We start from the raw sequence: 17,520 nt of genomic DNA, 5'->3' as shown, positions 1-17,520 counted from the left end.
TTGTTAGACAGTGTCCGCAAGCCTTACCAGAGGCTCGGCAGCCAGGAATCGTCCTCTTCTGCCTTAGGCTTGATCTTGTTGAGTTCGATGATGCGACGCGTATCTTTTTCAAGATCGTACATTCCAAGCTCGTGATAACAATCGGCAATCAACACCAATGCGTCATCGCGGGCGGCCGTTGTTTGGAAATCTGAAATGACGACCTTGGCGCGGTTAATGGCTGCTATATATGCCTTGCGGTCGTAGTAGAAGCGAGCCGTTGCGAGTTGGTGGTCGGCCTGAGCGTTGACGAGTTCGTGCATGCGGCGACGGGCTTCGGGCGCGTAGCGGGATTCAGGGAAGCGGGCAACGAGTTCCTTGAAGATGTCGAAGGCGTCGCGAGCGGCTTGAGCATCGCGGTCGGCCAAATCCTGCGTGGTGAGTTCGGCGAGCCATCCGTCGCGCTCATTGAGCGTGGCGAGCGCTTTCAAGTAAAGTGCGTAGTCGCTGTTGGGATGGTTCGGATAGGCGCGCAGGAAGCGATCAAGCTGCAAAATGGCGCCGGCCGCATCATCGTCCTTATAGTTGACGTATGCCAGATCAATTTGAGCCTGCTGGGCATAGGAACCGAAAGGATAGCGAGCTTCGAGCTTGGTATAGTAGTCGCGCGCCACTTCCCAGGTGCCTTCGCTGACGGCCGCGCGGGCTTCGGAGTAAAGCTGATTGGCGGTCCAATCGCGGGTAGGATCGATTTCAATGGACTGCAGCCATGAGCAGCCGCTCAAAGCGACAGCTGTGCAGAGCAGGGAAATTTTTGTAAGACGCACTAAGTTACTGGAATTCATGACCACGAAAAAGCAACTTGAAAATCAATTGGGCGATTATATCTGCGAAGAGCCCGTCCAAGCGCCTGAATCTGAAGATGATGTGGATAATACAGCAGAGCCCGATGTCTATGAAATTGAAGGTTTTCCTGTAGGGGAACGACTTGACAAGGTTCTGGCTGTCTTGATTCCCTCGGTGAGCCGCGCCCGTCTTCAAAAATGGATCGAAGCCGGGGCGGTGCTCGTCAACGGCGAACCGGCCTCGGGTGTTCGCATGAAAGTGGCCGACGGCGACGAACTGATCGTCACTCCGCAGCCGGCACCTGAAGACACGGCGTATGTGGCCGAAGACGGCATCGATTTCGAAGTGCTTTATGAAGACGAAGACATTATCGTCGTCAATAAGCCTGCCGGATTGGTTGTGCATCCGGCCGCAGGCCACTGGAACGGTACGCTGTTGAACGGCCTTCTGTTCCGCTATCCCGAATTGACGCGTGTGAGCCGCGCCGGCATCGTGCATCGTCTGGATAAGGAAACCTCCGGTCTGATGGTGGTTGCACGCAATGAGGCTTCGCGCACTGACCTGGTCCGACAGCTTCAGGCGCGCACCGTTGGCCGCGAATACTGGGCCATCGTGCTGGGGCTCGCGCCCGAAGCCGGCTACGTTGACCGCTCCATCGGCCGGGATCCGCGCTCGCCCATCAAGTTCTGCTGCCGCGGCGGCCAGGGCAGTCGTCCGGCCAAAACCCGCGTGCGTCTGGTTGATTCGACCCGCATTGCCGGTCGCATGGTGAGCTGGGTGGCCTGCCGTCTGGAAACGGGCCGCACGCATCAGATCCGCGTGCATCTGACAAGCGTCGGCTTGCCGCTTTTGGGTGATCCGCTCTATCGAACCAACGCTTCGGCGCTGCCCGAGGAAGCCGGCGTTGCCGCAGCTTTCAACCGACAGGCGCTTCACGCAAGCCGCTTGATTCTCAAGCACCCGGGCACGGGCGAGACCTGTGAATGGTTTGCCGCGCCTCCGCAGGATATGTGCGAACTGATGGAAGCTTTGGATTTCGGACCGATCGATGAGCCGGTTACGGTGTTTGAGGAAAATGCCGCACCCCAGATGCCCGATTTCGGACCGATGGTCTACGAAGGCGAAGCCGACGACTGAGAAGGAACAAAAGGCGGTTCGGAGGGGAAAACGGACTGCAACGGAGAGAAACAAATGATGAATTGGAAAAATGAACTCGGGGTGATTCGTCCCGAACTCGGTGCCCGCGTTAAGGCGTTCTTTACCGAGCGAGTGGGCGGCGTTTCTTCCGGTCCTTGGGGCGGTATCGACGGCATCATGGGCTTGAACGTGGGAAGCCGCGTGGGTGACAACAGCGGCTGCGTGCGTATGAATCGCTCGATCGTGGCCGATTTATGCCCGGCGGAACCTCGCTGGATGACGCAGGTGCACGGCATTGCCGTGGTAAACGCCGAAGAGGTGACGGACGAATCTGTACAGGCCGACGCGCAGGTCACAACGCAGCCGGGGACGGTTTGTGTGGTGCAGGTGGCCGACTGCCTGCCGGTGTTGCTTGCCGACGCCGAAGGTCGTGTGGTGGGCGCCGTGCATGCCGGCTGGAAGAGTCTGGCCGGCGGAGTAATCGAAGCTGCCGTCGAGGCCATGCGAGCCAAGGTTCCCGACTGCAAGCTCAAAACTTGGCTCGGGCCGCGCATCGGTTTTGACGACTTTGAAGTCGGCTCTGAAGTGGCCGAGGTGTTCCGCACCAAGTATCCCGATGTTGCCGGAGGCATCAAGACCAAAGACGCGAAATTCTGTGTGAATCTGGCTGCATACGCCAAGACTGCCTTAAATAAGGTCGGTGTTGAAGACATTGAGGACTGCGGTCTTTCAACCTTTGCCGATGCCGAACGCTTCTATAGCTATCGCCGCGACGGCGAACAGACCGGACGACACGCTGCAGTCATCTGGATCGAACAGTAAGGAACAACAATGGCAGGAATGCAAAAAGGACGAATCGGCCGCGTTGGCTTTGTTAGCTTGGGTTGCCCGAAGGCGTTGGTGGACACCGAGCGCATCGTCACGGAACTTCGCGCCGAAGGCTACATCATCGCCGCCGATTACAAAGAGGCCGATCTGGTGATCGTCAACACCTGCGCCTTTATTGACGCGGCGGTGGCCGAAAGCTTGGAAGCCATCACGGAAGCTCTGCGGGAAAACGGACGCGTGATCGTGACCGGCTGCTTGGGCGGCAAGAAGAACGCCAACGGCGAAAGCTGGCTTATGGATCGCGTGCCGAAGGTGCTCGGCATTACGGGGCCCGACAGTTTGGAAGAGACGCTTGCGTTGGTGCACGCGCATCTGCCGCGTCCGCATGAGCCTTTCGACGATCTTGTGCCGGCAGCCGGTTTGAAGCTAACGCCTGCGCATTACGCCTATCTGAAGATTAGTGAAGGCTGCTCGCACCACTGCACGTTCTGTATCATTCCGGACCTTCGTGGCGATTTGGTGAGCCGTCCTATCGGCGATGTGCTGCGCGAGGCCGAAAACCTGGTCAAGGGCGGCGTCAAGGAACTTTTGGTGATCAGCCAGGATACGGCGGCCTACGGTTTGGACGTGAAGTATCGCACCGGTTTTGCGGGCGGTCGCCCTGTCAAGACACGACTGCTCGAGCTAGCTCGTGAACTCGGCAAGCTCGACGCCTGGGTACGCCTGCATTACGTGTATCCGTATCCTTCAACCGACGCCGTTGTGAAATTGATGGCCGAGGGGTTGATCCTGCCGTACCTGGATGTGCCGTTTCAGCATGCGCATCCCCGCGTGCTAAAGGCGATGAAGCGTCCAGCAAGTGCCGAAAAGAATCTTGAGCGCATTGCAGCTTGGCGTGCGGTGTGCCCCGACATCACAATCCGATCGACCTTCATCACGGGCTTTCCAGGCGAGACGGAAGAAGAGTTCGAGTATCTGCTCGACTTCCTGCGCGAAGCACGCCTCGATCGGGTCGGCTGCTTTGCCTACAGTCCCGTGGAAGGCGCGCAGGCCAATGCATTGCCGGGCCAGCTGCCCGATGAGGTGAGAGAAGAACGCCGCCGTCGTTTTATGGAAGTGCAGGCCGAGATTTCGGCCGAAATCCTTCGACAGAAAGTGGGAACGGTCAAACGCGTCATTATTGACGAGCCGGAAGACGAAGACGGCGTGGCGGTCGGCCGCACGACGGCCGATGCGCCCGACATTGACGGCGTGGTGTATGTCACGACCGACGCGCATCTCAATCCGGGTGATTTCGTCGATGTGCGCATCACCGACAGTCGCGAGCACGATTTGATCGGTCGGCATGTGATTTCGGACTGAGCCAATCTCGCAAAAGAAGTAGGTCATTTTGGTCTGAAGGGGGTAAAAATTGGCCTGATTGATCTGCGTTAATAAAATTAGAATTAGCGATTACCCTAATGCCCAGGGCCGCAGAGGAACGAAAGTCTTCTGCGGCCTTTTACGTTAATTCTGTCTTAAGGCTTATTTCATGCGGGTTTTAAGGCAAGCATAAGAATTGGGTCCGAAATCCCGACTGAAACAGTAGGCCAATTCGGTAGGCAAGAAGCCGCATTGACAGTGTTTTTTTCTGTGAGAGAATCCGATAGCGACTTTTAAACCAGGGAGCGACACCCCAAGCGCGCCTCCCGATTCCAAACGAAGTATGAGAGGTCGCGATTAGGAGAGACGAGATGACAAAACATAATTTCGTTCAGGCTTGCGTAGCACTTGCAGTGGCAGTGGCTTTTGCCCCGGCCGTTAACGCAGCCCCTGAAAAAGTTGACACCAAGACCTGCGTGGCCTGCCATAGCAACATCGGCGGCTTCCACAAGTCCGGTGCTCACAAGAAGGTTTCCTGCACGAGCTGCCACTCCGGCCTTACCAAGCACGTGAGCGCTCCGAGCAAGGATACGCGCCCGGTGACGAGCATGGATCCCAAGACCTGCGGTTCCTGCCATCCCGCGCAGTTCAATTCCATGTACAAGATCAACGAAGAACGTATTCCGCGCTTCTCCAAGAAGAACAGCGCCAGCGTTGCTCCGAACCCGTTCTTCGATCGCGCCCTGGGTGCCCACGGCTTCACGAAGGAACACGATCTGCCCCGCAGCCACGCGTTTGCCGCACTTGACCAGTATCTCTGCGACCGCGCCTTCGGCGGCCGCTTCGAACCGAAGGAAGGCTGGATGTACCTCGGTCAGGGCGACGGTGCCTTCCGCGTTTGGGACGTCATCAACGACAAGTATCCTGAAGACAATGCGCAGAAGCCGCGTCGTGCCGGTACGGCCGCTGCAGGCAACCCGGTTTGCTGGACCTGCAAGTCGACCGACCTGATGCTCGATTGGGCATACCTTGGCGAAAAGCATCCCGAAGCCAAGTTCTCGCGTCAGTCCAACGTTGTTGACGTGATGCGCAGTATCAATCATGCGGTCAACTGCAACTTCTGCCACGATCCGCACAGCACCCAGCCGCGTATCGTTCGCGACGGTCTGATTCAGGCTCTGACCCGTACGGATATTCCGAGCCTTTACAGCGAAGATCCGAAGGCCACCAAGATCAACGTGATTGACATGGGCGTTCGCGGCTTTACCCGCAAGATCGCCACGATGGAAAAGGCCGACAGCAAGCTGATGTGTGCTCAGTGCCACGTTGAGTACAACTGCAACCCGGGCTTTGATCCGAAGACCGGTAAGGCTATCGGCATGAGCGACGTTCGCACCAACCTCTTCCCGATGGTTGATGTCACGAAGATCGACGAGTTCTACGCCAAGGTTGGCTTCAAGGACTTCAAGCACAACGTAACCGGCGCCGCTCTCACCAAGATGCAGCACCCCGACGTTGAAACGTACTGGAATTCCACGCACGACAAGGCTGGCGTCGGCTGCGCAGACTGCCACATGCCCAAGATGAAGGATAAGAAGACCGGCAAGGTTTACACCAGCCACTGGTCGACGACTCCGCGTCACTACATGAAGCAGACCTGCCTGCAGTGCCATAAGGACAAGACCGAAAAGCAGCTCAACCGCGTTATCGACGGTATGAAGGGCTACTACGACGGTAAGCTCCGCGAAGCTGAAAGCCGCATGACCGACATGTTCAACGCCTTTGACCTTGCTCTGGCAATGGGCGTTAGCGACGAAGTCCTCAACCAGGCTCGTGAACTTCACTCCGTCGCCCACACCAATTGGGAATGGTGGACGGCTGTGAACGGTGCATGGTTCCACAATCCGCAGGCCGCTCAGCTCTCGCTTGCCAAGTCTGCTGACGCAGCCCAGAAGGCTACGAAGATTCTGCGCGACGCTATTGCCGCGAAGAACAAGAAGTAATCCGCTTCCGTAGTTAGAACTAAAAGGGGTGCCCCGATTCTTCGAGGCGCCCTTTTTTCAACGTAAAATCGAGCACATGACTTTTGAAACGATTTTCTGGATTGTTGCCGCAATCTTGAGCGCCGTGGCGGTGTTTGCTGTGCTCTGGGCGCTGATGCGCAAGGCGCCGGACGAAGACGGCAGCCTCACGCAGGAGCTTTCTCGAGAAGCGCTTGCAGAACAGTTGCGCGTGCTGGATGAAGAACGTGCGGCAGGACTTGTCACCGATTCGATCTACGAGTCGAGTGTTACTGACGTTCAGCGCCGTGCGCTCGAAGAACTGGCGATTGACGAAAAGCATGTCAAACGCACTCCGCCGCTAGGCAAAACTTTTGCCGTCGGCTTGGCTGTTGTAGTAGCCGGCAGCGCGTTTGCGCTCTACAAAGGTCTGGGATCGCCTTCACTCATTAACTTTGTCTCCGAACCTCCCAAACAGGGCATCATGCAGGCCGACGGAACGCTCGGCAGTACTGAAGGGCTCTACGACGAAGCTTCGCTTGGTGCCTACCTCAAGGACAACGGCAAGGATGAACGCGCGTGGGTGCTCTATGCGCGTCTGAAGGTGCACAAGCAGGCCTGGAAGGAAGCCGCCGACGCTTACAAAAAGGCGGTTGATCTCAATGGATTTGTAGCCAAGGACGCTAACGTTTTGGTTGAGTATGCAGCGGCCCTGATTAGTCAGGAAACAAAAGAGACTTACATTCAGAGTCTGGCGGTGCTTGATCAGGCGCTTGCAATCGACAGCAAGCTCTTGTCTGCACGAGAACTCTATGCCATCAGCTCTCTTGAGTTGGGTTACTGGACACAGGCTCGAGAGAGCATCGAGTATCTGTTGTCTCAGATGTCGATGGACGATCCGGTCTATGAGCGTCTGGCTCAAACCGGTGCTTATGCGGCAGAACAGGAACGGCTCGAAGCACAGGGCAAAAAATTAGAACAGAAACCATGATGCAAAAACGCCCGATTTCGGGCGTTTTGCTTATCTTCGGTGGCTACTTTGCTGTTGGGTGGCGCTGCCGTTTGGTGATGACGCTTGCCGTGCAGCCTGCGGCCAGGATTAAAAGCATGCCGACGAGAGCAACCGGTGGCAGCGCTTCTTTGAAAAAGACCACGCTGATGATTTCGGCAAAGGGAATGACAGCAAATTGAAAGCACGCCGTGAGCATCATGTTGCCGTAAGCGAATGCGCGCGTCATGGCCACTTGTGCGAGCACTGCCGTGATGCCTACGCCGAGCAATCCCTGCCAGACATCCATGCCGTGCATCTTTAGCCCTCCTTCGAGGATATAGCAACCGACCAAGCCCCAGATCGTACCGACAAGCGAGAAGTAAAACACGATTCGAAGCGAAGGCTCACGCAGACGTCCGAGCTGGGCGATTTGAAAAAAGATGAAGGGCCCCAGAGCGCCCGCAAAAAGTCCCAACAGGGCGTAAGGAAGCTCGTCGGAAGCAATTGAAGGCTGAAGAATCAAACAGACACCGATAAAGCCCACGCAGATGGCTGCGGCTAACGACCAAGGAGCTTTCTGGTGATGCATGAGAGCCGTGACCACAAAGGTGGCGGCAATAAAGAGCGGAGCCGTGTAATTAAGCGTGACGGCGGTACCCAGCGGTAAATGCCCCATCGTGAAGAACCAGATGGTGAAGGCAAGCGTACCCAGAACGGAACGTTTGATGTGGCCGAAAAGATATTTGGTGTGCGGCGTTTGTCCTTGGATGAACATCACCGTCGAGATAAAGGCCAAGCCAATCAGTGATCGGTAGAACACGATCTCAAACGTTCCGACTTCGGCAGCGGAAATCTTGACAAGTGAACTCATGGTCGCAAATAAAAGCGAAGCCACAAGCATCCAGCACGATTGGAGCATGGTCTCGGAGGCGTGTTAACTAGGATTTAGAGGGAAGTCCGCAAAAGAGACTCTTATCCGATTATATGCTCGAGATGAGGCCGAAATTTTGGCAAAACCCGGATGTACAAAACCCGCCTCAGCGAACTGAAGCGGGTTTGAACTAATCAGTAAATCTCAAGAAGAGATCAGATTAGAACTTGTGGCGCAAGCCGATCATCACACCAAAGACGTACGGATCAGTGTCTTCCTTGGTGGCAGTACCGTAGTCGAGGCTATCCTGGTTGTAGGTCAACACGCCGTAAACGTTGGTACGCTTGGAGAGCGGATAGTCGTAACCGGCAGAAACGATCCAGCGGGACAGTTCGTCATCTTTAGTACCAGCTGTTTCAATACTGTCAGCAGCTTCAGCATCGAGATAAGCAGCGCCAACGAGGACATTGCCGCCAGCGACGGGGATGCTACCGGACACACCAAGGCTCCAGCCCTTAATTTTTGAAGCAAAGCCGTTAGCCGCATTGCTGTAATTCACAGCACCATTGATCTTCGAGAGTTTGACTTCGTCAAAGTATTGTGCACCGGCAAAGAGCTTTACAACTTCAAAGTCGTAGTTTCCGCCGAGAGTTACTGTCAAGCTATCGTCAGCATCCGGATCGATGTCGGCATTTGCTGTACTCGTATAGGTTGCATAGTTAACAGAGTCAACTGCAAAGTACAGGTTAAGCGGACCGTTAGCGTACGAAGCTCCGATGGAGTAGTAACGATCACTCGAGGATTCGTTTTCAACGCCAACTAACTCTTCAGCGTCGTTTTCGACTTTATTGCCCATGCCATACTGAGCAAATACCTTGAAACCAGCGAAGTTCGGGGTTTCGTAGGCAATCATGTTATCCCACTGACCGCCGCCGACAGCCCAGTTGCCAGCCTGAGCGGAATAATTACCCCAAGAGGTACCGAAGGCAGAGATCACGCCATACTTACCCCAGGAGCTGACGCCACCATTGATGGAGCCCATACGGCCGAAAGCAACCTTACCGAAGCCACCTTCCAAGAAGAGCGAAGCTTCACGATGGAAGAAGGAGTCTTCGTTTTTCAGGGAACCGTCATCGCTGTTGAATTGGTTTTCAAGGATAAAGCCAACCGTCAGGCCGTTGCCGAGATCTTCCGTGCCCTTAAAACCGAAGCGTGAACCGGACTGCATGCCGGATTCCATGGAAAACTTGCTTTCAGAATCAAAGCCAACGCGATCCACATCAGCATTCAAATACTGAAGACCGGTATCAACGATACCGTAAAGCTGAACGTCAGCAGCGAAAGCGGAACCGGCGAATGCGCCGAGAACGGCAACAGCAGCCAAAGTCTTTTTCATTTTCAAATCTCCTAGTCTTAAATAAGACTCGCAAGTTTTTGAGTTTTTGCAAAAACCGCCGGACGGAACCAGGATTACGGACTCTTGCAAAGACGTAATCCAATCCGGCGGAGTCCTTGCAGGACGGAGACGATCATGGCACCGAAGACTTTTAGGGAACAAGAAAATAGTGAAAGAAAGTGGTCTCGGGGGGGGGGTTAACCCTAGGATAAATTACAACACAATGCGTTGACAAGATGATTTTCAGAAATGAGAAACCCGCTCTGGAAAACCGAAGCGGGTCTGGATCAATCAGTGAATCTCAGGCAGAGATCAGATTGTCAGAAGCGGTGACGAAGGCCGACGTATACGGTGTAGGCGGAAGGATTCCACTCCTCGGTCATTCCCTCGCTGAAATTGGTATCGGTCTGATCCTTCATGTATGAAGCAACGCCGTACACATCCGTACGCTTGCTGAATGGGTAAGAATAACCGAGGCTTACGACATAGCGTTTGATATCAATGTTGGTCTGACGCTTTTGAGCGGGGTCAAGAACCCTATCCATGCTGTCAGCAACTTCGGCATCTAGATAGCCGATACCGAACATGGTTTTGCCTCCGGCGAGCGGAGCATCACCCGTGAGGCTAATCCCGTAGCCCTTGAACTTGAGTAGTTTATTTGTAGGCGTCGACACAGTATCGTTATATGTTGTATCGCCGTATATCTGGTTGAGAACGCCCCCGATGGAAGCGAGGCGTACTTCATCGAAATACTGAGCGCCGAGGTAGATCTTGATGACATCGAAGTCATAACTTCCTCCGAAGGTCACGGTCAAGCTGTCGTCAACATCGTCCCCGTTTCGAGGCCATTCTTTTTCACTGAATTTAGCCGTTTTGTAGTTGATAGAGTCAACGGCAAAGTATCCGGCAAATGGGCCGTTGTTGTAGGTGAGGCCAAGGGAATAGAAGCGATCGCTCGAGGATTCGTTTTCGTGATCGTTCGAACCCATGCCGTATTGGGCGAACAACTTGAAACCGGCAAAGTCCGGAGTCTCGTAGGCAATCATGTTGTCCCATTGACCTGCGAGCGAGAAGACGTTTGAAGCTTGAGCGGTAAATTCACCGTATGAAGTTCCGAAGGCGTTGATCATGCCGACTTTGGACCAGGAGGATTGGCCGCTGTTGAGGGCTCCCATGCGACCCAGAGCGATCTTGCCGAAATTGCCCTGCAGGAACAGACTCGACTCACGGTTGAACATGACACCGGTGGAATCTTCCGAACCGGTGTCCAAGTCAAAGCCGTCCTCAAGAATAAAACCTACGGTCAGACCGTTGCCTAGCTCTTCCGTACCTTTGAGGCCCCACCGAGAACCGGAGCCAACGCCGGACTTCATTTCAAACGAGTCAACATTATCGACACCGGAAGTGTCCAGATTAATGTGGTTGTATCCGACTCCGGTATCAAGAATGCCGTAGAGCTGAACTTCTGCCGCAAGGGCAGAACCAGCAAAGGCGCTGAGAACGGCGAGAGCAGCCAAAGTTTTTTTCATATGTCCTCCCCGTAAGGTTTGTCCATTCGTCTGCTGCACTCACAGAACCACGCAACAAAAGCGGCCCGGCACGCGCGCAGCGCCGATGTCATCGGCTTAGAAGTGGGCTGATTGAATGAATCAATGATCGCAGTCGAGAAGTATTTGAACAAGAAAAGTGTGTAATAAGCCTGGGCGGTCGGGTTTACCCTAGTTTGATTTGCAACATTCTGATCCGGATTTGAACAATCTCGCTGGTTGAAAGGGCAGGCTTTTGGGGAGACAGAAAGAGAAGTGAGTGGCGGACTAAAGTCGGAGGCGACCTTGGTAGGCCAATGAGAGGAAAAAAAGATGGAAATTGGTCTAAACAAGGAAGCCTTAAGGCAGGCAAGATAGATTAACGAACAACGATACAATTGTTCGCTTGATCAAACTTTGAGAAAGAAACTCATTTATGACGGATGCTCAACAGCAAGAAAACCCGCGCTTGCAAAGAATCAAGTCGGGGCCTTTAAAGCGCGAAGCCGATACGGTGCTTGCCATGGTGCGCATCTATTGTCATGCGCATCACGGCACCAAGGGGGATGAATTGTGTCCCGACTGTCAGGAACTTGCTGACTATGCCTTCAAACGCCTTTCCTGTTGTCCCTTCAAGGAAGAAAAGCCGGTATGCGCCAAATGCAAGGTTCATTGCTACAAGCCTGCGTACCGAGAAAAGATTTCCGAAGTGATGCGCTTTGCCGGACCTCGGGTCATGTTCAAGCACCCGATTCTTTCTCTGGAGCATCTTTGGAAGTCGCTCACGGTGACGCCGCCAGAAAAGCCGCGCGGAAAACCGAAAAAAGTCACTCCGATTCGAGAGGTTCCGACTGCCGACAATGTTGCAACAAAAGGAGATCATCCGTGATTCGTTTGGCTCTGATTTTCCCGGTGCTGTGTTTTGTTCTCTTCGGCGCGCATCTGCTTTTCCATGGGTGGGGGTTGGAAATTGCACTTCTGCCTTTGATTCCGGTCGTACTTTTGTTCGTCCGGCACCGCTATTGCGCTGTGATTTGCGGCATGTTGCTCGTTTGTGCGGGCTTTGAGTGGCTCTACACGGCAATTGATCTGGCCTTGACGCGGCAGGCCTACGGGATGCCCTGGGTGCGTGCAACGGTCATTATCGGCACGTGTGCCGCCGTGACTTGGCTTGCGGGAGCCATGCTCTTTTGGCGTAAATTTGACAATTTCTACAACCGAGTGCGATGAACTAGAAAAAGAGAGGTGGCAGAAACAAGAAACGGCGTCTCGGAATAATTTCCTTGACGCCGTTGCCTTAAAGTCGGTCAGATGGTCTTATTTTCTGGAGCCGTCGGTTGCAAAGACATTGTTAAGTGCCTCGAGCACAATGCCGGCCAAAGCATTTTTGCTCTTTTCAACTAAGCTGAACTTGCCGTCCTTGTAAACAAGGTTCGAGAGCGAGATGTCCGAAGAGGCGATTTTCGCCGCCTTCTGAGCGCGTTCGGCCGTGTTTTCATGTCCGGTCAGAGCAGCGATGGCACCGATCAGACCCGCGGCCTTGCTGACGTTCTTGGTAACCTGCTTGGCTGGTTCCTTGACAGTAAGGTTTTTTACGGCGATGTTGACGGGGTCAAGGCTTTGCAGATCCACGCCGGTGGCCTTGGCCTGCGTCCAGGTCATCAGCGTTTTGCCTGCGGCATTCTTGGCTTCCAGATTCGAGACGGCCAGGTCGCCGTTCCACTTGAGCGCCAGTTTCTTGTCGGACTTCAGATCAACCTTGCCGTTGACGTCGGCTGTGCCCTTGGTGAGCTGAGCCCCCGCAAGAGCCTTGATCCACGGATTGAAGGTGGCAAAGTGCAGATTCTTCACGTCGGTGGTGGCGTTGACAGCCAGCGGCAGAATCGAGAGCTTGCCCGCAGAGGAGAGCTTTCCTTGCGCAACGTTGGCGCTGGCCGAGTATGTGCCGGTCTTGCCCTTGTCCGAGGAGAATCCCTTGGCGTCGAGATTGATCGCAGAAACGGAAAGCGTGGCCGCAGGCTTGAGGCTGGTATCCGTGACTTGCACCGAGCCGTTGCTGATCTGAGCCGAGCCGACGGACCACTTCCAGGCTGCGCCGGAAGAGGCTTCGGATGTTGAAGAGGCAGAGCCGGAGGTCTTGGCCGGCGTTGACTTTGCCTGCGAAGCGATTGCAAGCTTGATCGAGGGCTGCACGATCTTGACGCTGTTGACTTCGGCCTTTTGCGCCGAAACGTCAACATTCTTGAGGTCAATTGAAGCGGACTTGACACTCACGAACGGTTTGTTCTTGGCATCGCGAACGTCAAGGTCGCTGGCCGAAGCTGTGCCGCTTACCTTGATGCCGGAGACGCCGGACTTGGGCATGTCGAAGGACACATGCAAGTCGCACGAGGCCGAAGCCTTTTCGACGGCTACGGGCAGAGTGACGGGCGCGGCCTTGAGGAGCTTGGCGACGTTGAGTTTGTCGATCTTCACGGCCATCGTTGCCGTTTCGCCCTTGAGCGTGCCTTCGGCGTTAATCGGCGTACCGTCAATCTTGAGAGAAAGCTTGGGGTTGATGGAAGCCTTGCTCGAAGAGGGCAGCGTTGACAAGATGGGAAGCGCGAAATCAATGTCGGTGATCTTGACGTCGGCGCCATTTTGAGCATTCGTCAGTCTTACGCTGCTGTTGGTGACGCGTACGTTGGCAAGTGAGAAGGCGGGAAGCCCGGAAGAGGTCGAAGCGTCGGCGGGCGCTTTTTCGACGGCTTCTTTGGCTTCCTTGTTGTTGGCCTCATTGGCGGTTAGGTGCATGTTGAAACCGTCAACCGTGATGGATTCAACGATCGGAGCCATTTCGGTGAGCGTGCTGCCGCTCAGATCGGCCGACAGATGCTTAAGGGTAAGAAGATTGTTCTTCGGTGCGTGGGCTGACTTGATCGCCAGGTCGTTGATTTCAAGCGACCAGTTCCAGGGGTTAAACGAAACGTCGCCGACGGTGGCGTCCCGACCGCCCAGGGCATCTGGCACAACGTTCGAAACCGCCCAGCGCACGCCCGCGGGTACACCGATATAGCCCGCTGCGGCATAAAGACCTACGAGAATGACAACGCCCGCGACAGGCTTGAGGACTTTTGATCCGGCCATAGCAATTCCTTTCGAGTACGAAAAGGCGGCCGCCGCTTTATGCAGCGGCCCGACCTATAGCACTACTTTATAGGACTGCCGGAATAAAAAAGCGTTAAAACGAAATGAATTTTTGCAAAAAGAAATTAACGCTGAGCCAGCACGATCAGACGGGTGCTTTCGGGAGTGAATTCCGTAAAGCCCTGACCGTAGAAGTCCACGAGCTTGAGGCCTGCAGCCGCCAGCATTGAACGGTATTCGTCACACGTGTAAACACGGACGCTTGCCGACACCGGACCGCGGAACTGCGTGGCAGGGAAGATGACGGTAGCGCGCTTGGATTCAGCGTCCCAGGTCTCGCAAACCTGTTCGCCGGAAGCGATGATGCGGGTGGCTTCACCGGCCAGAACACGCGAAGGATTAGCCACTTCGATGAGAAGACGTCCGCCTTCGACCAGGCTCTTGGCAAATCGGGCGAGCAAATCGGCGTTGTCTTTGTCCGAGAAGTAGCCGAAGGAGCTTGCCCAATTGATGATGAGATCCATCTGTTCGGGGAACTGTGCCGTGCGCATGTCATCGGTTTTGAATTCGCCGGCAAGCCCAGCTCGGGAGAATTTGTTTTTGGCGGCGCTCACGAAGTGAGAATTGAAATCGATGCCGCTGACGTTGGCGCCAAGGCGCGCCAGCGGAAAGCTCAGATCGGCCTTGCCGCAGGGGCATTCGAACACACACACGCCGGCTTTGAGCTCGAGCTTTTCCCAAATGGCTTGTGCATCGGCACGGCTGGCGGCGGGATCGCGGAGCCATTTTTCTTCGGGAACGTGACGGAACCATTCGGTAAGCGTATTGGACATCGAAAATTTCCTTTGTAAGCAATTCGGGCGCGAGAAGCCCGCAAAAAATTCTCAACCTTTCGATTGTACCGCCCGCAGGCGACAGTGTCGGAACATTCGACGACCGTATTGCAGTCAAGCGAGTGCGGCATGGGCATAATGCACACGGTGTTTGTCGTTTTTGAAGTGATGTTCTATGGCGCTCGGCTTTCTATACGGTGTCTTGGCCTGCATGATCTGGGGCTTCGTGTACCTGGTGCCGGAAGTTCTGCCCGGATATCCGCCGGAACTGATGGCTGCCGGGCGCTTTGTGAGTTTCGGTCTGGTGGCCGTGCCGCTGGCGTGGATGGAGCGGAGGGAGTTTGCACACTACACCGTCAAAGACTGGATTGATGTCTCAAAGCTCGGCGTGATCGGAAATATCGCTTATTACTGGTGTCTTATTGAGTGCATTCAAAACGCGGGTGTTCCTGTGGCCGGGATGGCGATGTCGGCCGTGCCCGTGCTGGTTGCGGCCGTATCCAACATTCGCGACAAGAAGAAGGGGACGGCTCTGGCATGGTCGCGCCTGGTGCCGGGACTGACGCTGATCGTCTGCGGCTTTGCGCTGGCGAGCATGACGGAGTTTGAAATGGTGGTGCAGGCTTCGGCCGACGGCGGCCTGAAGTTCTGGTACGGCGTCATGATGGCTGTTGCCGCTTTGCTGATATGGACCTGGTATCCGATTCGAAACGCCGACTGGCTGCTGGCCCATCCCGACCGTTCTCCGCGCGCTTGGTCCACAGCTCAGGGACTGACGACGTTTCCCTTTGCCGTCGTGATGTATTTCTTCTTTTGGGGGCTCGAACCCGATGCAACGCCGTTGCTAGGATATGACCCGGCGTGGTTTGTGTTTGTCATGGTGTTCAGCGGACTGATGGGATCCTGGGTCGGCATTGTCTTCTGGAACGCAATGAGTCAGCGCTTGCCGACGGCCTTGGCAGGTCAAATGATTGTTTTTGAGACGATCTTCGCAGTGACATACGCACATGTGTTGCGCATGCAGTGGCCTGAGTGGAATATGCTTGCCGGCATGGCGCTTTTGTTGAGCGGCGTGATGCTTTCGCTGAAGGTTTTTCAGACAGCCAAGGCTCAGCGTCGGTCAGAATCGGTCTGACAGCGGGAAAACCACCACAACAAATTAACTTTTGCGTTAGTGCTTCTTTGCTCATAATTGCAGGAAGCTAAAACAACTGCGCACGATTGGAAAATTCATGTTCACCACTTCTGACAATGGCGACGAACCTGTCCGACTGGCCGTCATCGGCGCGGGTACCTGGGGTTCAGTGCTTGCCCATATTGCGGCGCCCTGCGCTCAGGTTTCGCTTTATTCGGCCACGGGAAAAAATGTTCAGGCGCTGCAGCAGGATCGGCGTCATCCGAAGCTGCCCGGATTCATTCTCGATCCGAGGGTTGAGGTGAAATCGACGATGGGCGAAGAGCTTCGAGAAGCTTCGGCCGTCATTTTGGTGGTGGCATCCCGCTACGTACGCGACATGGCTCGCCAGATCGCTTCGCTGATTCAACCTGATGCTGTCGTGTGCATTGCCGCCAAAGGTCTCGAGCAGGGAAGTGCCAAGACGCTTTCCGAGGTCGTGGCCGAAGAACTTCCTGAAGCGGACATTTGTGTTTTGAGCGGTGGTTCGCATGCCGAGGAAGTCGCGACTAATCTGCCGTTTGGCATCAGTTTGGCCGGCAGTCCTCATGCCCGATCGGTCGTGAAGCGCGTCTTTGCCAAAGCTCGAGCCCGCATTTCCGAACAAGACGACGTGCAGTCGCTTGAACGGTTCGGTGCTGTGAAGAACCTGATTGCTATCGCTGCCGGCATTGCCGAGGGGCTCGCTTTGGGGGACAACTTCCGAGCTTGCTTTTTGACGGACGCCCTAACGGAGGCTCGGCGTTTTGTGGGCGCAAGCCCCGAAGACGTCCTGAGCTATGGAGCGTTGGGTGATCTCCTTGCCACGGCTCTGAGCGTGCACAGTCGCAACTTCCGCTACGGCTGCTGGCTCGGACAGGGGCTTTCACCGGAGAAGGCACTGGCCGAAGTTGATATGGTGGTCGAGGGACTCAATGTCGCAAAGGTGTTCGATCAGTTTCCCCGCAGCGATTGTCCGCTTCTGACGCGAGCAGCCAATATCGCCGTGCATCATGAAAACATCACGCGCGAACGCTTCCTCTCGCGCCTTGGCTATTGATTTTTAATAGCAAATAAGTAAAATTGCGCCTTTCTCACGGTGTAGGCTCGACACCCGCACCGCATGTGTTTAACCGCCTCAATTAAGGTGAAAAATGTCTGAAATCAACAAGGCAGAAGTTATTGCCCAGTATGCCCGCGCCGAAGGCGACACGGGGTCCCCCGAAGTTCAGGTTGCTTTGCTGACCGCTCGTATCAACTCCTTGACCGAACACTTCAAGGAACACAAGAAGGATCACCACTCCCGTCGTGGCCTTCTGAAGATGGTGAGCCGCCGTCGCAAGCTGCTCGACTACCTCAAGGGCAAGGACGTGGCTGCCTACCGCAAGCTGATCGATTCGCTCAAGCTGCGTAAGTAAGAATTGCCGAATCCCACGGCCTGTTTGTCAGCGCACAAACAGGCCGTAAGCTTG

General features: G+C 55.1%; 16 protein-coding genes. 10 read left to right on the top strand and 6 right to left on the bottom strand.

Annotation, left to right across the window (positions count from 1 at the left end):
- Positions 1 to 23: 23 nt before the first annotated feature.
- Positions 24 to 806 (bottom strand): outer membrane protein assembly factor BamD, encoded by a 783-nt coding sequence (locus DW133_RS00170; RefSeq protein WP_233542059.1) that lies wholly within the window; start codon positions 804 to 806, stop codon positions 24 to 26.
- Positions 807 to 822: 16 nt separating this feature from the next.
- Here DW133_RS00170 and DW133_RS00165 point away from each other — a divergent pair, with 16 nt between their 5' ends.
- The 5 genes from DW133_RS00165 (at position 823) to ccmI (ending at position 7,143) form a co-directional block, all read left to right on the top strand.
- A complete protein-coding gene (locus tag DW133_RS00165) occupies positions 823 to 1,962 on the top strand; it encodes an RluA family pseudouridine synthase (RefSeq protein WP_118274053.1) in 1,140 nt (379 codons plus the stop codon).
- A gap of 54 nt (positions 1,963 to 2,016) precedes the next feature.
- Positions 2,017 to 2,784: a peptidoglycan editing factor PgeF gene (gene pgeF / locus DW133_RS00160; protein WP_118274052.1), complete on the top strand. Its 768-nt coding sequence runs from the start codon at positions 2,017 to 2,019 to the stop codon at positions 2,782 to 2,784.
- Between the two features lie 18 nt (positions 2,785 to 2,802).
- Positions 2,803 to 4,152, top strand: coding sequence for a 30S ribosomal protein S12 methylthiotransferase RimO (rimO, locus tag DW133_RS00155; RefSeq protein WP_118274629.1), 1,350 nt, complete (start codon positions 2,803 to 2,805; stop codon positions 4,150 to 4,152).
- 371 nt (positions 4,153 to 4,523) lie between these two features.
- Positions 4,524 to 6,155: an ammonia-forming cytochrome c nitrite reductase subunit c552 gene (locus tag DW133_RS00150; RefSeq protein WP_118274050.1), complete on the top strand. Its 1,632-nt coding sequence runs from the start codon at positions 4,524 to 4,526 to the stop codon at positions 6,153 to 6,155.
- A 76-nt stretch (positions 6,156 to 6,231) separates the two neighbouring features.
- Positions 6,232 to 7,143, top strand: a complete 912-nt coding sequence (ccmI, locus tag DW133_RS00145) for a c-type cytochrome biogenesis protein CcmI (protein WP_118274048.1) — start codon at positions 6,232 to 6,234, stop codon at positions 7,141 to 7,143.
- A 43-nt stretch (positions 7,144 to 7,186) separates the two neighbouring features.
- Here the strand turns inward: ccmI and DW133_RS00140 are convergent, their stop codons facing one another.
- The 3 genes from DW133_RS00140 to DW133_RS00130 form a co-directional block, all read right to left on the bottom strand.
- Positions 7,187 to 8,062: a DMT family transporter gene (locus tag DW133_RS00140; RefSeq protein ID WP_118274046.1), complete on the bottom strand. Its 876-nt coding sequence runs from the start codon at positions 8,060 to 8,062 to the stop codon at positions 7,187 to 7,189.
- Between the two features lie 172 nt (positions 8,063 to 8,234).
- On the bottom strand, positions 8,235 to 9,410 hold the full coding sequence (locus DW133_RS00135) for a porin (RefSeq protein WP_118274044.1): 1,176 nt from the start codon (positions 9,408 to 9,410) through the stop codon (positions 8,235 to 8,237).
- Between the two features lie 320 nt (positions 9,411 to 9,730).
- On the bottom strand, positions 9,731 to 10,939 hold the full coding sequence (locus DW133_RS00130) for a porin (protein WP_118274042.1): 1,209 nt from the start codon (positions 10,937 to 10,939) through the stop codon (positions 9,731 to 9,733).
- A gap of 433 nt (positions 10,940 to 11,372) precedes the next feature.
- Between DW133_RS00130 and DW133_RS00125 the strand changes: the two genes are divergently transcribed.
- Complete coding sequence (locus DW133_RS00125; RefSeq protein ID WP_118274040.1) at positions 11,373 to 11,825, top strand: nitrous oxide-stimulated promoter family protein; 453 nt, start codon at positions 11,373 to 11,375, stop codon at positions 11,823 to 11,825.
- The gene (locus DW133_RS00120) at positions 11,822 to 12,166 is read left to right on the top strand and encodes a hypothetical protein (protein WP_147408831.1); all 345 of its coding nucleotides are present in this window, start codon (positions 11,822 to 11,824) and stop codon (positions 12,164 to 12,166) included. Before DW133_RS00125 ends, DW133_RS00120 begins: the two co-directional genes overlap by 4 nt.
- Positions 12,167 to 12,253: 87 nt before the next feature.
- On the opposite strand, the gene DW133_RS00115 is transcribed toward DW133_RS00120, so the two are convergent.
- Both DW133_RS00115 and DW133_RS00110 read right to left on the bottom strand, forming a co-directional pair.
- Complete coding sequence (locus DW133_RS00115; RefSeq protein ID WP_118274036.1) at positions 12,254 to 14,062, bottom strand: DUF748 domain-containing protein; 1,809 nt, start codon at positions 14,060 to 14,062, stop codon at positions 12,254 to 12,256.
- 125 nt (positions 14,063 to 14,187) lie between these two features.
- Positions 14,188 to 14,895 carry a cyclopropane-fatty-acyl-phospholipid synthase family protein gene (locus DW133_RS00110; RefSeq protein ID WP_118274034.1) on the bottom strand — a complete coding sequence of 236 codons (708 nt, stop codon included), beginning with the start codon at positions 14,893 to 14,895 and terminating at the stop codon, positions 14,188 to 14,190.
- A gap of 175 nt (positions 14,896 to 15,070) precedes the next feature.
- On the opposite strand from DW133_RS00110, the gene DW133_RS00105 reads away from it, so the two are divergent.
- From DW133_RS00105 to rpsO, 3 genes are all read left to right on the top strand, one after another.
- On the top strand, positions 15,071 to 16,030 hold the full coding sequence (locus DW133_RS00105; RefSeq protein ID WP_118274032.1) for a DMT family transporter: 960 nt from the start codon (positions 15,071 to 15,073) through the stop codon (positions 16,028 to 16,030).
- Positions 16,031 to 16,127: 97 nt separating this feature from the next.
- Positions 16,128 to 17,108, top strand: coding sequence for an NAD(P)H-dependent glycerol-3-phosphate dehydrogenase (locus DW133_RS00100; RefSeq protein ID WP_118274030.1), 981 nt, complete (start codon positions 16,128 to 16,130; stop codon positions 17,106 to 17,108).
- Between the two features lie 94 nt (positions 17,109 to 17,202).
- Entirely contained in the window at positions 17,203 to 17,466 is a 264-nt protein-coding gene (rpsO, locus tag DW133_RS00095; RefSeq protein WP_118274028.1) for a 30S ribosomal protein S15, read from the top strand.
- The last annotated feature ends 54 nt before the right edge of the window (positions 17,467 to 17,520 follow it).

The sequence above is a fragment of the Sutterella sp. AM11-39 genome (assembly GCF_003472385.1).
Classification (GTDB): domain Bacteria; phylum Pseudomonadota; class Gammaproteobacteria; order Burkholderiales; family Burkholderiaceae_F; genus Duodenibacillus; species Duodenibacillus intestinigallinarum.
The sequence above is the reverse complement of the archived record's forward strand: the minus strand, read 5'-3'. Positions and strand labels throughout refer to the sequence as shown.

Bases quoted from the DNA above. Each gene is read 5' to 3' on its own strand.
- DW133_RS00165 (WP_118274053.1), top strand. From the start codon at position 823: ATGACCACGAAAAAGCAACTTGAAAATCAATTGGGCGATTATATCTGC.
- pgeF (WP_118274052.1), top strand. From the start codon at position 2,017: ATGATGAATTGGAAAAATGAACTCGGGGTGATTCGTCCCGAACTCGGT.
- rimO (WP_118274629.1), top strand. From the start codon at position 2,803: ATGCAAAAAGGACGAATCGGCCGCGTTGGCTTTGTTAGCTTGGGTTGC.
- DW133_RS00150 (WP_118274050.1), top strand. From the start codon at position 4,524: ATGACAAAACATAATTTCGTTCAGGCTTGCGTAGCACTTGCAGTGGCA.
- ccmI (WP_118274048.1), top strand. From the start codon at position 6,232: ATGACTTTTGAAACGATTTTCTGGATTGTTGCCGCAATCTTGAGCGCC.
- DW133_RS00140 (WP_118274046.1), bottom strand. From the start codon at position 8,062: ATGCTCCAATCGTGCTGGATGCTTGTGGCTTCGCTTTTATTTGCGACC.
- DW133_RS00135 (WP_118274044.1), bottom strand. From the start codon at position 9,410: ATGAAAAAGACTTTGGCTGCTGTTGCCGTTCTCGGCGCATTCGCCGGT.
- DW133_RS00130 (WP_118274042.1), bottom strand. From the start codon at position 10,939: ATGAAAAAAACTTTGGCTGCTCTCGCCGTTCTCAGCGCCTTTGCTGGT.
- DW133_RS00125 (WP_118274040.1), top strand. From the start codon at position 11,373: ATGACGGATGCTCAACAGCAAGAAAACCCGCGCTTGCAAAGAATCAAG.
- DW133_RS00115 (WP_118274036.1), bottom strand. From the start codon at position 14,062: ATGGCCGGATCAAAAGTCCTCAAGCCTGTCGCGGGCGTTGTCATTCTC.
- DW133_RS00110 (WP_118274034.1), bottom strand. From the start codon at position 14,895: ATGTCCAATACGCTTACCGAATGGTTCCGTCACGTTCCCGAAGAAAAA.
- DW133_RS00105 (WP_118274032.1), top strand. From the start codon at position 15,071: ATGGCGCTCGGCTTTCTATACGGTGTCTTGGCCTGCATGATCTGGGGC.
- DW133_RS00100 (WP_118274030.1), top strand. From the start codon at position 16,128: ATGTTCACCACTTCTGACAATGGCGACGAACCTGTCCGACTGGCCGTC.
- rpsO (WP_118274028.1), top strand. From the start codon at position 17,203: ATGTCTGAAATCAACAAGGCAGAAGTTATTGCCCAGTATGCCCGCGCC.